This is a genomic window from Paraburkholderia humisilvae (assembly GCF_902859855.1).
Taxonomy (GTDB): domain Bacteria; phylum Pseudomonadota; class Gammaproteobacteria; order Burkholderiales; family Burkholderiaceae; genus Paraburkholderia; species Paraburkholderia humisilvae.
This window is the reverse complement of sequence record NZ_CADIKH010000029.1, coordinates 1-13,481: the sequence shown is the minus strand read 5'-3', so window position 1 is coordinate 13,481 and position 13,481 is coordinate 1. Positions and strand designations below refer to the sequence as shown.

The 13,481-nt window shown below is 62.8% G+C and carries 9 protein-coding genes; 6 read left to right on the top strand and 3 right to left on the bottom strand.

Translation table 11 applies throughout. The features are described 5' to 3' along the window. The first annotated feature begins 70 nt into the window (after positions 1–70). The 5 genes from HV796_RS25905 (at position 71) to purU (ending at position 5,358) form a co-directional block, all read left to right on the top strand. Positions 71–2,074 (top strand): monovalent cation:proton antiporter family protein, encoded by a 2,004-nt coding sequence (locus HV796_RS25905; RefSeq protein ID WP_175229352.1) that lies wholly within the window; start codon positions 71–73, stop codon positions 2,072–2,074. A gap of 183 nt (positions 2,075–2,257) precedes the next feature. Continuing rightward, positions 2,258–2,824 (top strand): adenine phosphoribosyltransferase, encoded by a 567-nt coding sequence (locus HV796_RS25900; RefSeq protein WP_175229351.1) that lies wholly within the window; start codon positions 2,258–2,260, stop codon positions 2,822–2,824. Positions 2,825–2,877: 53 nt separating this feature from the next. Next, positions 2,878–3,492 carry a LysE family translocator gene (locus HV796_RS25895; protein ID WP_175229425.1) on the top strand — a complete coding sequence of 205 codons (615 nt, stop codon included), beginning with the start codon at positions 2,878–2,880 and terminating at the stop codon, positions 3,490–3,492. A gap of 79 nt (positions 3,493–3,571) precedes the next feature. After that, a complete protein-coding gene (locus HV796_RS25890) occupies positions 3,572–4,438 on the top strand; it encodes an NUDIX hydrolase (RefSeq protein ID WP_175229350.1) in 867 nt (288 codons plus the stop codon). 38 nt (positions 4,439–4,476) lie between these two features. Beyond that, positions 4,477–5,358 (top strand): formyltetrahydrofolate deformylase, encoded by an 882-nt coding sequence (gene purU / locus HV796_RS25885; protein ID WP_175229349.1) that lies wholly within the window; start codon positions 4,477–4,479, stop codon positions 5,356–5,358. Between the two features lie 39 nt (positions 5,359–5,397). Here purU and HV796_RS25880 read toward each other — a convergent pair whose 3' ends face one another. Then, positions 5,398–6,675 (bottom strand): PepSY-associated TM helix domain-containing protein, encoded by a 1,278-nt coding sequence (locus tag HV796_RS25880; protein WP_175229348.1) that lies wholly within the window; start codon positions 6,673–6,675, stop codon positions 5,398–5,400. Positions 6,676–7,021: 346 nt separating this feature from the next. Here HV796_RS25880 and HV796_RS25875 point away from each other — a divergent pair, with 346 nt between their 5' ends. After that, on the top strand, positions 7,022–9,214 hold the full coding sequence (locus tag HV796_RS25875; protein WP_175229347.1) for a TonB-dependent siderophore receptor: 2,193 nt from the start codon (positions 7,022–7,024) through the stop codon (positions 9,212–9,214). Positions 9,215–9,259: 45 nt separating this feature from the next. Here the strand turns inward: HV796_RS25875 and HV796_RS25870 are convergent, their stop codons facing one another. Both HV796_RS25870 and uvrA read right to left on the bottom strand, forming a co-directional pair. After that, the gene (locus HV796_RS25870) at positions 9,260–10,345 is read right to left on the bottom strand and encodes an AI-2E family transporter (protein ID WP_175229346.1); all 1,086 of its coding nucleotides are present in this window, start codon (positions 10,343–10,345) and stop codon (positions 9,260–9,262) included. Positions 10,346–10,374: 29 nt separating this feature from the next. Continuing rightward, the gene (uvrA, locus tag HV796_RS25865; RefSeq protein ID WP_175229345.1) at positions 10,375–13,323 is read right to left on the bottom strand and encodes an excinuclease ABC subunit UvrA; all 2,949 of its coding nucleotides are present in this window, start codon (positions 13,321–13,323) and stop codon (positions 10,375–10,377) included. Positions 13,324–13,481 lie beyond the last annotated feature (158 nt).

The following is a 13,481-nucleotide window of genomic DNA, read 5'->3' as shown; positions in this document are numbered from 1 at the left end:
CGGGCCTCTGAACCTTGCTGCGCGGTGGTTTGCGCGCGGCGGCCGCTGACGAACCTGGACGCTCTCGCCGATGATTTCCCCGCTTGAAATGACGCTCTTTCTGCTGCTGGCCTCAGTGGTGGGCGTCGTCGTGTTCCGGTATCTGAATCTTCCCCCCATGCTCGGCTATCTGACGGTCGGCATTCTGGTTGGACCGCACGCATTCGGCATCGTGCCGGACTCGAAGGGCGCGCAGAATCTGGCCGAGTTCGGCGTCGTGTTCCTGATGTTCTCGATCGGGCTCGAGTTCTCGCTGGCGAAACTGCGCGCGATGCGCACGCTGGTGTTCGGGCTCGGCCTGCTGCAGGTGCTCGGCACGATCGGCGTCGCGCTCGGGCTGGGTTTCGCGTTCCAGCATTGGGTGCATCTGTCCTGGCAGGGCTGCATCGCGCTAGGTGGCGCGCTGGCGATGTCGTCGACGGCGATCGTCAGCAAGATGCTCGCGGAGCGGCTCGAGATCGAGACCGAGCATGGCCGCAATATCTTCGGCGTGCTGCTGTTTCAGGATCTCGCGGTGGTGCCGCTGCTGATCGTGATCGCGGCGCTCGGCGGCCAGACCGAAGACGTGATGGCCGCGCTCGGTCTGGCGTTCATGAAGATCGTCGTCGCGCTCGCGTTGCTGCTGATCGTCGGGCAGCGCTTCATGACACGCTGGTTCAATGTGGTTGCGCGGCGGCGCTCGCAGGAGCTGTTCGTGCTGAACCTCCTGCTCGTGACGCTCGGCGCGGCGTTCGTGACCGACAAGTTCGGCCTGTCGCTCGCGCTCGGCGCATTCATCGCGGGGATGCTGATCGCGGAAACACCGTACCGCCATCAGGTAGAAGAGGACATCAAGCCGTTTCGCGACGTGCTGCTCGGGCTCTTCTTCGTGACGACCGGCATGCTGCTGAACCCGACCGTGATCTGGCATCACCCGCTTATCGTGCTCGGCTTTCTGATCGGGCCGATCCTGCTGAAGGCGGTAATGGTGACCGCGCTCGCGCGCCTTTTCGGCGCGACGCCCGGCGTGGCGATGCGCACTGGTATCGGCCTCGCGCAGGCCGGCGAATTCGGCTTCGTGCTGCTCAATCTGATTCTCGACAAGCACCTGGTCGATGCGACGCTGCTGCAGGCGATCCTCGCCGGTATGCTGCTGTCGATGCTGGCCGCGCCGTTTTTGATCCAGAACGCGGACCGGATCGTGTTGCGGTTGTCGTCGACGGAATGGATGCAGCAGTCGTTGCAGATGACGCGCATCGCGACGCAAAGCCTCAAGCAAAGCGGCCATGTGATTATCTGCGGCTACGGCCGCGCGGGGCAGAACCTGGCGCGGATGCTCGAGCACGAAGGCCTGTCGTATGTCGCGCTCGACCTCGACCCGGACCGTGTCGCCGCCGCGGCGGCGGCCGGCGAGCAGGTGGTATTCGGCGATGCGGCGCGGCGCGAGTCGCTGCTCGCGGCGGGCATTCATCGCGCGCGAACGGTCGCGATCACTTACGCGAATACGCCGTCGGCGCTGCGTGTGCTGCATAACGTGCACGAGCTCGAGCCGACGCTGCCGGTCATCGTGCGTACGGTCGACGATAGCGACCTCGACCGGCTGCTCGCAGCGGGTGCGACCGAAGTGATTCCGGAGATTGTCGAAGGCAGCCTGATGCTGGCGTCGCACACGCTCGTCGTGATGGGCGTGCCGATGCGGCGCGTGCTGCGGCGGGTCGAAGAGTTGCGCGATGAGCGCTATAGCCTGCTGCGCGGCTACTTCCACGGCGCCGACGACGTCGACGATGACGACGGCCACGAACAGGTGCGGCTACAATCGGTGCCGGTCGACGAAAAGGCCGACGCGGTCGGTCGCACGCTCGACGAACTGGGGCTGTACGAACTGGGTGTCGAGGTGACCGCGATTCGCCGCCACGGGATTCGCGGCGTCGAGCCGGACCCATCGACGAAGCTGCGCGCAAGCGACATCGTCGTGCTGCGCGGGATGCCCGAAGCGCTTGCCGAAGCGGAAGAGCGACTGTCGAAACATCGGCGGGCGAGCGCCGCGACAGCCTGACTGAGCGGCGCGCCGGTCTGTCGCGGCGCTTGCCTGAACTGGACGGTTGCCCCAAAGGCGAACTGAGAGGCTGACCGGGAGGCGAACCGTGCCCCCATGCGCCGGCGCTGCGAGAAGCGCCGCGACTGTACTGAAACATTCTCGAGTTTGATTCGGATCGTCAGCGATCCTTGTGGAGACATCATGTCCGACGTGCCTGCGAACCCACCGTTCGATGCGGCCGAGTTCGTCAAAAGCCAGATCCGCACGGTGCCCGATTGGCCGTTGCCCGGTGTGCAGTTTCGCGACATCACGCCGCTTTTGCGGCACCCGAAAACGCTGCGCGTGCTGATCGACCTGTTCGTGCAGCGTTATATCGACGCGCGGCTCGACTACGTCGCGGGGCTGGATGCACGCGGCTTTATCATCGCGCCGATTCTCGCGTACGAGCTGAACATCGGCTTCATTCCGATCCGCAAGGCGGGCAAGCTGCCGTACAAGCGCGTCGCGGAGTCGTACGAGCTCGAGTACGGTTCGGCCACCGTCGAGATTCACGAAGACGCATGCAAGCCCGGCGATCGCGTCGTGATCGTCGATGACCTGATTGCGACCGGCGGCACGATGCTCGCCGGCAAGCGGCTGCTCGAGCGCCTCGGCGCCGAGGTCATCGAAGGCGCGGCGATCATCGATCTGCCGGACCTCGGCGGATCGGCGCTGCTGCGTTCGGCGGGGTTGCCGCTTTATACGGTGACCGGTTTCGGCGGCCATTGAGTTCGCTGCGCATGACCCACTACACGTCGTCGTCACGTAAAAAGGTTCGCGCGATGCCCAACTTCCTGCTGTTTCTCGCCACGTCGGTTGCGATCACGTTCGCGCCCGGTCCCGACAATCTGCAGGTGCTCGCGCGCGGCATTTCACAGGGACGCGCGGCCGGTCTCGTCGCGGCGCTCGGCTTTGCGGCCGGCATCACGTTTCACACGACGCTTGCCGCGCTCGGCGTGGCAGCGGTGCTGCGCTCGTCGCCGGTCGCGTTCCAGGTGATCAAACTCGCGGGCGCCGTGTATCTGATCTGGATCGGCATCAAGGCGCTGCGCAGCAAGGGGTTGGCGACCGCGCACGAGCGGCGGCCGCAGCCGTTGTCGTCGATCTTCCGGCAAAGCGTGATCGGCAATATGCTGAATCCGAAGGTGACATTGTTCTTCGTGGTGTTTCTGCCGCAATTCGTCGATCCTCACGGCGTGCAAAGCGTCACGGTGCAGATGCTCGAACTGGGCGCATTGTTCATGCTGCAGACCGTCGCGGTGTTCTCGCTGTTCGGCGTATGCGCGGGGATGATCGGCAATTGGCTGAAGCGCCGCCCGCGCGCGGGCGTGTGGCTCGACCGCCTTGCCGGCGCGACCTTTATCGCGATCGGCTTGCGGGTCGCGCTGCGCGATTGATTGCGCTTGATGCCGCTTGATCGCGCTTGACCGTTTCACGCGCGACGACACGCGAAAAACCGAGATTGCCGGAGTTCTGATGACTTTGCCTTGCATTTCCGCCGCACGCCGCTTCGATGCACGCGCGCATCGTTCGTTCTGGATCGACGGACAGCAGGTCGGCTGGATACGCGCGACGGACGCGCCATGGCTTGCCCGCTGGCCGGACGTGTTCGAGACCGACGCGCAACGCGTTGTGCTGAGCTCGCGCTATTCGACAGTCGACAGTCGCACCGCGGCGCTCGGCGCCGTTATCGGCGCGCTCGCTGCCGATGGCTACATTCCCGGCTGGCGCGACGAAACCTACGCGATCCGCAATGCATTCGATGCGCCGCCGCTTGCGTACATCGAACGCGCGGCGTCGCGCTTCTTCGGCACGATGACCTACGCGGTGCATTTGAACGGCATCGTAGAATACGCGCAAGCCGCGCCGCGGCTATGGATTGCCCGCCGCAGCGACACGAAGGCCACCGACCCCGGCATGTTGGATAACGTCGTCGCGGGCGGCATTGGCTGGGGCTTCAGCATCGAGACAACCATCATCAAGGAGTGCTGGGAAGAAGCGGGCATTCCTGAAGACATCGCCGTGCGTGCATCACCAGGGCGTGCGGTGCATGTGTTGCAGTCGCTGCCTGAGGGCACGCAGGCTGAACAGATTTTTATCTACGATCTCGTATTGCCGGAAGACTTCGCGCCACGCAATCAGGATGGCGAAGTAGGCGAGCATCGGCTCGCGCGCATCGATGAAGTGGCGCGCTGGATCGAAGAAGACGCAATGACCGTCGATGCGAGCCTTGCGACGCTCGATTGCATGCTGCGTCGGCAATGGATCGATGAAGACGCGTGTGCGGGCATCGACGCGTTGTTCGAACCGCCCGTAGCCGAATCCGGTCTCACGTCGAATTGAACGAATCAAAGGTTTCGCAGAAGGGAGTCATCTGGGTCATGTCGACCGATCACAGCTTTATCCTCAAACTGTCGTGTGCCGATCGGCCCGGCATCGTCCACGCGGTCTCGGGCTTTCTGTTCGAGCGCGGCAGCAATATTCTCGACTCCGCGCAATTCGGCGACAGCCGCACCGGCGAGTTCTTCATGCGCGTGCACTTCCAGCAAGTCGGCGGCGATCCGGGGCTTGACGCACTGCGCGCGGCATTCGCGGCGCTGGCCGAACAGTTCGGGATGCGCTGGGAATTGCACGACGCGACGGTGAAACCGCGTGTCGTGATCATGGTGTCGAAGATCGGGCACTGCCTGAACGACCTGCTGTTTCGCTATCGCACTGGGCAGTTGAACATCGAGATTCCGGCGATCATCTCGAACCACAAGGATTTTTATCAACTCGCCGCGAGCTACGACATTCCGTTCCATCACTTTCCGCCCGGCGCGGCGAAGGGCGATGCCCATGCCGATGCGAAAGCCGCGCAGGAAGCACGCGTGCTCGAAGTGATCGACGAGCATCAGGCGGACCTGGTTGTGCTCGCGCGCTATATGCAGATTCTTTCGCCAAACCTGTGCGACCGGCTCGCGGGACGCGCGATCAATATTCACCACTCGTTCCTGCCGAGCTTCAAAGGGGCGAAGCCGTATTACCAGGCATTCGATCGCGGCGTGAAGCTGATCGGCGCTACCGCGCACTATGTGACGACCGATCTCGACGAAGGCCCGATCATCGAGCAGGAGGTCGAGCGTGTCGACCATAGCATGGCGCCGGAGCAGCTGACGGCGATCGGTCGGGATGTCGAATGCGTGACGCTGGCGCGCGCGGTGCGGTGGCACGTCGAGCACCGGATTGTGTTGAACGGCAGCAAGACGGTGGTGTTCCGCTAGGTGGACAGTGAGAGGCGAGGCGGGCGGTTCGCCTCTCCATTACTGCGGCGACGCGGCTTGTTCGACTCGCTCGCCGCGCTTTGCGCGTTCGGTCCGCTGCTTGCTCGCTAGCGCCGGATCCGATGTTTTCAGCGGAGTGCGTGTCTGGCGTCGCCGCGCATCGAGCTTCTTCAGCCAGATCATCAGACCCGTCACGCTCAAGACGGCTACTGCAAGCCCAAGCGCGCTGATCGCGATCCTGCCGGCCAGTCCCGCAATCCGTCCCGAATGCAGCGGAAACTGCGCCTGCATGAAGATGTCGCCCGCGGAGCCTTCACCCGGGATCGTCGCGCTCACCGGCCGACCGGTTTGCGCATTCAGATACAGCCACGCGTTGCCAAGCGGACCCTCGCCGTGATCGTTGCCCGCGGTGAAGAAGCCCACACCGTACGTATGCAACGTGGTCGCGTAGAAGAGTGCGCCCGGCGGTGCGCTGAGGTGTCTTTCCGCTGCGATCCGGCTCGCGTCTTCGAGAATCTGCTCACGGCTGAGGTCGGCTTGGCCCGGCTGTGGCGTGCCAGCGAGTTTCGGATCCGAGAACGGCGTCGGCGTCAGCGGCGACAGTAACGACACGAGCGGTCGCACGACCTGATTGCCGAGATTCATCGACACCGACGTCACCGCCATCATCAGCAGCAATCCCCAGATCCATACGCCGCCGGAGCGATGCAGGTCGAACGTGAGCGGGTAGCCGCCGCGTTGTACGCGAAACACAAACGACTTACGCCAGGTCTTGAAGCTCGGGAACGACAGAACGAGCGCAATCACGCTGTCGACAATCCACACGATGCCGACGACGCCCATCAGCCACGTGCCGACGTCGACGCCGTGTGTGAACGGCAAATGCAGCGTGTAGTGCAGCTTGTACAGAAAGGGGATCAGATTGAGCCGCGCGAGCGATACCGCGCCCCATTCGCGGCGACCTTGAATCTTGCCGGTCGCCGGGTCGACTGCTAGCTGATTGAAGCCGAGCGTGTACGGCTGTTGCGTACGCGGGTCGACGCGCGGCCACACCATCACTTGCAACGTGTGTCCGGGTTCGACCGCGAGCGGCAGGTAGGTGACCCGTAGACGCGGATCGGCCGCTTCGATCCGTCGCGCCAGTTCGAGCGACGACAGCGCAGGGCCGTCTGTGCGTGCGTGGAAGAACGACGGGTTCAGCATCGCATCGAGCTCGTGATCCCACGCGATCAACGCGCCTGTCAGTCCAGCGATGAACAGGAACAGCGCGGTCGCGATGCCGAACCATCGATGCAAGTGGACGAGAAGCGGCCTCATGCGCGAAACGAAGCGCCCGGTGAACCCGGCAAAACCGCGACGGCGCGCGAAATGAAATCCATAACCAGCATCTATCTTGCGTAAATAAGAATTGTTCGCATCTTAAAGATTGTGAACGGTTGCCGCAAGGACTGTCGCGTAGACAGCCAGGAAAGTAGGCGGTCACCGACTCACTTCCTGCCGTTACCTCGAAGCCCCTGCCCCATCTGCGTTACAGACATATGCGACAAAATGCCGCATATCTTTCCTTTCAAAATTCCGACGGGATTGGGCATCATCGCGTCTCTTGTAAATGAGAATTGTTCTCAATAACTTAGCAAGGGCGCGACGAGGGGTTCAGACAACAATGCAGCACACCGAACGACACACACGGTCATCCCGATTCCGACACACATTCGACGCCCGGCTCCCGGCGACGCCGACTCACCTGGCAGTCCTGTTCGCAATCGCGGCCGCGACGCCAACCGTATTCGCGCAGCTGCAACCGGCCGCCGATGCGACAGCGGACGCGGCTGAAAAAGCATTGCCGGCGGTGCGCATCACGGCATCGCAAGACACACCGCTTAATTTGAACGAAGACGTCAGCAATGGTGCGCTCGGGACCCGTTCGCAGCTCGACACGCCGTTTTCAACGACGATCGTGACCGACGAACAACTGCAGGAGATGCAGCCGGCCAAGCTCGGCGAAGTGTTCATGCGCGACGCGTCGGTATCGGACAACAGCAATCCATACAACGCGTGGGCCAGTTATGTGACGGTGCGTGGCATGCAACTCGACTGGCAGAACGGTTTCAAGATCGATGGCCTGCCGTTCAACGCGTACGGCATCACGATGCCGTACGAGCAGTTGGAGAGCGTCCAGTTGCTCAAGGGGTTGTCGGGCTTTATGTATGGCTTCGGCGCACCCGGCGGCATCGTCAATTACGTGACGAAGAAACCGCCCGGTTCAGCGACGTTTCTCGGCAGCGTCGACGTCGGCTACCGGACCGACGGCATATGGAGCCAGCACATCGATCTCGGCGGTCGCGTCGGCCCGAACGCAATGTTCGGCTACCGGCTGAATGCGACGCACGAGGAGGGGCAGACCTACAACGACGGCCATGTCAGACGCGATGCGGTGTCGCTCGCGCTCGACGCGCGGCTCACACGTGACCTGACTGCGACGTTCGGTCTGCTGTGGCAGGAGCGTCACTCGACCAGCATCACGAGCGCGATCTACACCGCGCAATACCCCGGCCTGAACCTGCCGCCTCCGGTGAGCGGCGGCAGCTCCAATCTGTCGGGCCCGGACCAGCACCTGAACACGAACTTGCAGTGGTACACCGCCGGCTTGCGCTATAACCTGACGCCCGACTGGACCGCGAGTCTGACCTACGGTTTCAGCAAGAGTTTTCGCGACCGCAACGAGGGCACCTTCTTCCTGCAGAACTATCTCGGCGACTACAACGACTTCCGCTTTGCCGGCAAGGAAGGGCATCGGCTGACGTTCTGGCAGGCGACGGTCGAGGGCAATGTGAAGACCGGACCCTTCGCCCATCAACTGGTGTTCGGCGCGGCGTACCAGAAGCAGATCAACGACTACGAGGTGAACAGCTTTTACGATCAGATCGGCACCGGGAATCTCTATCAGCCGAACACGAACGTGTTCTACAGCCCGGAAGGCCTGACGACTTTCCCGAGCTCCGACATCATCCAGAAGGCGCTATTCGCCAGCGATACGATCCAGCTGACCGAGCGCTGGTCGGTACTCGGCGGCGTGCGATACACCGACTACGAGCAGAACGGCTACGCGCTCGACGGTTCGACAACCTCGACGTATGGCAAGAACGGCGTGCTGACGCCGACCGTCGCGTTGATGTTCAAGCTCGCGCGCACGACGACGCTGTATGCCAGCTACGTCGAATCGCTGGAGCCCGGTTCGATCGTCGCGCCGACCTACGCGAACGGCGGCGCGTTGCTGCCGCCGATTCGCAGCAAGCAGTACGAGGTCGGCGTCAAAAGCGAGCATGAGCGCTGGAGCGCGACGGCCGCGCTGTTCCGCACCGAGCGCGGCGCCGAATATCCGAACGGTGCGAACGTCTTCGTACAGGATGGCGAACAGATTTTCCAGGGCATCGAAGCGGGCGCGGATGTGCGGCTCGGCAGAAGCTGGACCGTCGGTGGCGACGTAATGTGGATCAACACGAGATATCAGCGCGGCGCGGCGAACGTCGGCAACCGTGTCGCGGGTGCGCCGACTTTCGTCGGCGCAGGTTACGTCAGCTATGCGGTGCCGGGCGTGCCGGGCCTGCGGCTCGGTGTCGACGCAAAGTACACCGGCAACACGGAGGTGCGTCCGGCGGGCGGTCTGCGAACGGGCGGATATCTGCTGGTGAATGCGGGCGCGAGCTACGCGACACGCCTGGCCGGCCACGACGTCACCTTGCGCGCGGCCGTCGACAACCTGTTCAACCGCCGTTACTGGATGTTCCAGTACGCCGACTATGTGGGACCGGGCGATCCGCGCACGTTGTCGCTGAACGCGCGCTTCGATTTCTGACGTAGCGGCCCGGACCTCCCAGCCCTGACCCAGTGGCCGGCTGTGTCAGACGAGCCGCAGATAGATCAGCTCGCGCTTGACGTAGGCATAGAAAATCGGCGCGGCGATTACGCCGGGAATGCCGAACGCGGCTTCCATCAGGAGCATCGCAATCAGCAGCTCCCACGTGCGCGCCTCGATCTGACCGCCGACGATACGCGCATTCAGGAAATACTCGAGCTTGTGAATCAGGATCAGGAACACGAGTGACGTGACCGCGGCCGGAAAACTGACCGACAGCGCGACCGCGACGATCAGCGTATTCGAAATGAGATTGCCGATCACCGGCAGCAAGCCGACGATGAACGTGACGATCACGAGCGTTTTCGCAAGCGGCAGTTGCGCGTGAAAGAGCGGCAACAACAGCAGCAGAAAAAGCGCCGTGAACACGGTGTTGATCGCGGAGATCTTCACCTGTGCGAACACGATGCGCCGGAACGCATCGGAAAAGCGCGAAATGCGCTGGATGAACGCGGTCGAAAGCGGCAGCCGCTGCACATGCCTTTGCGCGCCGACCGCGACGATGGCGCCGATGATCATGCCGATCAGCACGTGCGTGAAGCCGCGCGCGACCATCTTGCCGCTTTGCTGCAGCATGCCCGCGTGCGTGTGCATCATCGACGCGGCTCTTTCCTTCATCTGATCGACGTCGACGGGCAGATTGTCCGCGATAAATTGCGGTACGCGGCCGCGCGCCTGGTCGATCAGCTGCATCGCCTGGCCAAGCAGTTGCTGCACGCTTGGCACATCGTGTTCGAAGTGCTCGATGATGCCGATCGTGAAGCCGGTCAGCGTGCCGACAATGAGGATCGACAGCCAGACAACCGCCAGCCAGCGCGCCCATTGGCTCGACATGTGACGCTCGATGCGCGGCGAGATGGTATGGACCAGTTGGAACACCAGCATGCCGGCGAGCAGCGCGCCGAGCAGCTTGAGCTCGAGCACTGCCCACATCCCCAGCAGCGCGACGACATAACTGCCGATTTCCACCGCCGATAGCTTCGGCAGGCTCATATCGCTCGTCAGCCTGACCGGGCGGGGGCGCAGGTCTTGTACCGGCTTTTCGTCGGTCGCCTCGTTACGCTTGGCCATTGGCGTTGTCCAGTCTCCAAACTACAGGGTTATGCGCTTTGTTTGGCGGCTCTCGCTGACTTGTTTGCCGCGCTGCTTGCCGCGTCGCTGCTCGCACTGGCGGATTCCGCCGTCTGCGCTTCCCGGCTCAGCAACGGTGCGAGATAGCGGCCGGTAAAACTTGCCTTCGACTGCGCGACCTGCTCCGGCGTGCCCTGCGCGATGATCTGCCCGCCGCCCGCGCCACCTTCCGGACCGAGGTCGATTAGCCAGTCGGCGGTTTTGATCACGTCGAGATTATGCTCGATGATTACGACGGTATTGCCCTGATCGCGGAGCCGGTGAATCACTTCGAGCAGCAGCGCGATGTCGTGGAAGTGTAGCCCGGTAGTCGGTTCGTCCAAAATGTATAGTGTGCGACCGGTATCGCGCTTGCTCAGTTCCAGCGACAGCTTTACGCGTTGCGCTTCGCCGCCCGACAGCGTGGTGGCCGACTGGCCGAGGCGAATATAGCCGAGGCCGACGTCGAGCAGCGTCTTCAGTTTGCGCGCGATCACCGGCACGGCCTTGAAGAAGTCATACGCATGTTCGACGGTCATGTCGAGCACTTCGCTGATGTTCTTGCCCTTGTACTGCACTTCCAGCGTTTCGCGGTTGTAGCGCTTGCCATGACAGACATCGCAGGGCACATAGACATCCGGCAGAAAGTGCATCTCCACCTTCAGCACGCCGTCGCCCTGACACGCCTCGCAGCGGCCGCCCTTCACGTTGAACGAGAAGCGGCCCGGATCGTACCCGCGTTCCTTTGCCGCCGGCACGCCGGCGAACAGTTCGCGGATCGGTGTGAACAAGCCGGTGTAGGTGGCCGGGTTCGAGCGCGGCGTGCGGCCAATCGGCGATTGATCGACGTTGATCACCTTGTCGAAGTGCTCGATGCCTTCGATCGCTTCGAACGGCGCCGGCTCGGTCGCCGAGCCGTACAGGTGATGCGCGACCGCCTGGTACAGCGTGTCGTTGATCAGCGTCGACTTGCCGGAGCCTGACACGCCCGTGACGCAGGTAAGCAGGCCCACCGGCAGATCCAGCGTGACGCGCTTCAGATTGTTGCCATACGCTTCGATGATGCGCAGGTGCCGCTCATCCGGCTGCTTGCGGTCTTCCGGGTACTCGATGCGGCGTGTGCCGTTCAGATACTGGCCGGTGAGCGACGCCGGATCGGCCTGAACCTGGTCCGGCGTGCCCTCGGCGATGATCATGCCGCCGTGCTCGCCGGCGCCCGGACCCATATCGACGATATAGTCGGCCATCCGGATCATGTCTTCGTCGTGCTCGACCACCACCACCGAGTTGCCGAGATCGCGCAGGTGCTTCAGCGTGGAGATCAGCCGGTCGTTGTCGCGCTGATGCAGGCCGATCGACGGCTCGTCGAGCACGTACATCACGCCGGTCAGGCCGGAACCGATTTGCGACGCGAGCCGGATGCGCTGCGCCTCGCCGCCCGACAGTGTTTCCGCGCTGCGCTCGAGCGACAGGTAGTCGAGCCCGACGTTATTCAGAAACATCAGCCGTGCGACGATTTCCTTGATCACCTTGTCGGCGATATCGCGTTTCGCGCCTTCGAGACGCAGCGTCTGGAAATAGCCGAGCGTGTCGCGCAGCGGCCATCCGCTGATTTCGTAGATGCCGCGCGCGTCGCTGTCCGCGCCGATGCGCACGAAGCGCGCTTCGCGGCGCAGACGCGTGCCCTCGCACGCCGGGCACGCCTGATTGTTCTGATACTTCGCGAGTTCCTCGCGAACCGCGACGGAATCGGTTTCGCGATAGCGTCGCTCGAGGTTCGGAATGATCCCTTCGAACACGTGCTCACGCACCGACGTCCTGCCGCGCTCATTGATGTACGAGAACGGAATGGTTTGCTTGCCCGAACCATACAGCAGGACTTTGCGGATTTTCTCGGGCAGTTCCTCGAATGGCGTGTCGATGTCGAATTCGTAGAACGCCGCGAGACTCTGCAGCATCTGGAAGTAAAACTGGTTGCGCCGGTCCCAGCCCTTCACCGCGCCCGCCGCGAGCGACAACGACGGATGCGCGACCACCCGCTTCGGATCGAAGAACGTAATCTGGCCGAGCCCGTCGCATTCCGGGCACGCGCCCATCGGATTGTTGAACGAAAAGAGGCGCGGCTCGAGCTCCTGCAGCGAGTACGAGCAGATCGGACAGGCGAACTTCGAGCTGAACAGATGCTCGCTATCCGTGTCCATTTCGAGCGCGATGGCGCGGCCGTCGGCGAGGCGCAGCGCCGTTTCGAACGATTCGGCGAGGCGCTGTTTCATGTCCGGCCGCACCTTCAGACGGTCGACGACCACGTCGATCGAATGCTTGTCGTTCTTCTTGAGCGCCGGCAGCGAATCCACTTCGACGATCTTCGCGACCCCTTCATTCGCGGTGCCGCCGCCCGAGCGCACGCGAAACCGAATGAAACCTTGCGCCTGCATCTCTTCGAACAACTCAGCGTGCTCGCCTTTGCGGTTCGTGACGACAGGAGCGAGGATCATCAGTTTCGTGTCCTCGGGCAGCGCGAGTACCGTGTCGACCATTTGCGACACGCTTTGCGCTTCGAGCGGAATGCCGTGATCAGGGCAGTAAGGTGTACCGACGCGCGCAAACAGCAGACGCAGATAGTCGTGAATTTCAGTGACGGTGCCGACGGTCGAGCGCGGATTGTGCGACGTCGCCTTCTGCTCGATCGAAATGGCCGGAGATAGCCCTTCGATCAGATCGACGTCGGGCTTTTCCATTAGCTGTAGAAATTGCCGCGCATAGGCCGACAGGCTTTCGACATAGCGCCGTTGCCCTTCCGCATACAGCGTGTCGAACGCGAGCGACGACTTGCCCGAACCCGACAGCCCCGTGATCACGATCAATTTGTGACGCGGCAGGTCGAGATTGACGTTTTTCAGGTTGTGGGTGCGAGCCCCACGGATACGGATTTGTTCCATGAACCTGCGGGAAGAAGGGAAACTAAACCTGCTACTATAACGACTTTTGTGCGACACGCGTCGCATCGACTGGACGGCGCAAGCCGTCCCATTGGTGGCCTCTTGGGCCATCCCTTGTGTAGCAACACGAGACCGAGTGCCGTACGGCTTGGAATCGC

Bases quoted from the DNA above. Each gene is read 5' to 3' on its own strand.
- HV796_RS25905 (WP_175229352.1), top strand. From the start codon at position 71: ATGATTTCCCCGCTTGAAATGACGCTCTTTCTGCTGCTGGCCTCAGTG.
- HV796_RS25900 (WP_175229351.1), top strand. From the start codon at position 2,258: ATGTCCGACGTGCCTGCGAACCCACCGTTCGATGCGGCCGAGTTCGTC.
- HV796_RS25895 (WP_175229425.1), top strand. From the start codon at position 2,878: ATGCCCAACTTCCTGCTGTTTCTCGCCACGTCGGTTGCGATCACGTTC.
- HV796_RS25890 (WP_175229350.1), top strand. From the start codon at position 3,572: ATGACTTTGCCTTGCATTTCCGCCGCACGCCGCTTCGATGCACGCGCG.
- purU (WP_175229349.1), top strand. From the start codon at position 4,477: ATGTCGACCGATCACAGCTTTATCCTCAAACTGTCGTGTGCCGATCGG.
- HV796_RS25880 (WP_175229348.1), bottom strand. From the start codon at position 6,675: ATGAGGCCGCTTCTCGTCCACTTGCATCGATGGTTCGGCATCGCGACC.
- HV796_RS25875 (WP_175229347.1), top strand. From the start codon at position 7,022: ATGCAGCACACCGAACGACACACACGGTCATCCCGATTCCGACACACA.
- HV796_RS25870 (WP_175229346.1), bottom strand. From the start codon at position 10,345: ATGGCCAAGCGTAACGAGGCGACCGACGAAAAGCCGGTACAAGACCTG.
- uvrA (WP_175229345.1), bottom strand. From the start codon at position 13,323: ATGGAACAAATCCGTATCCGTGGGGCTCGCACCCACAACCTGAAAAAC.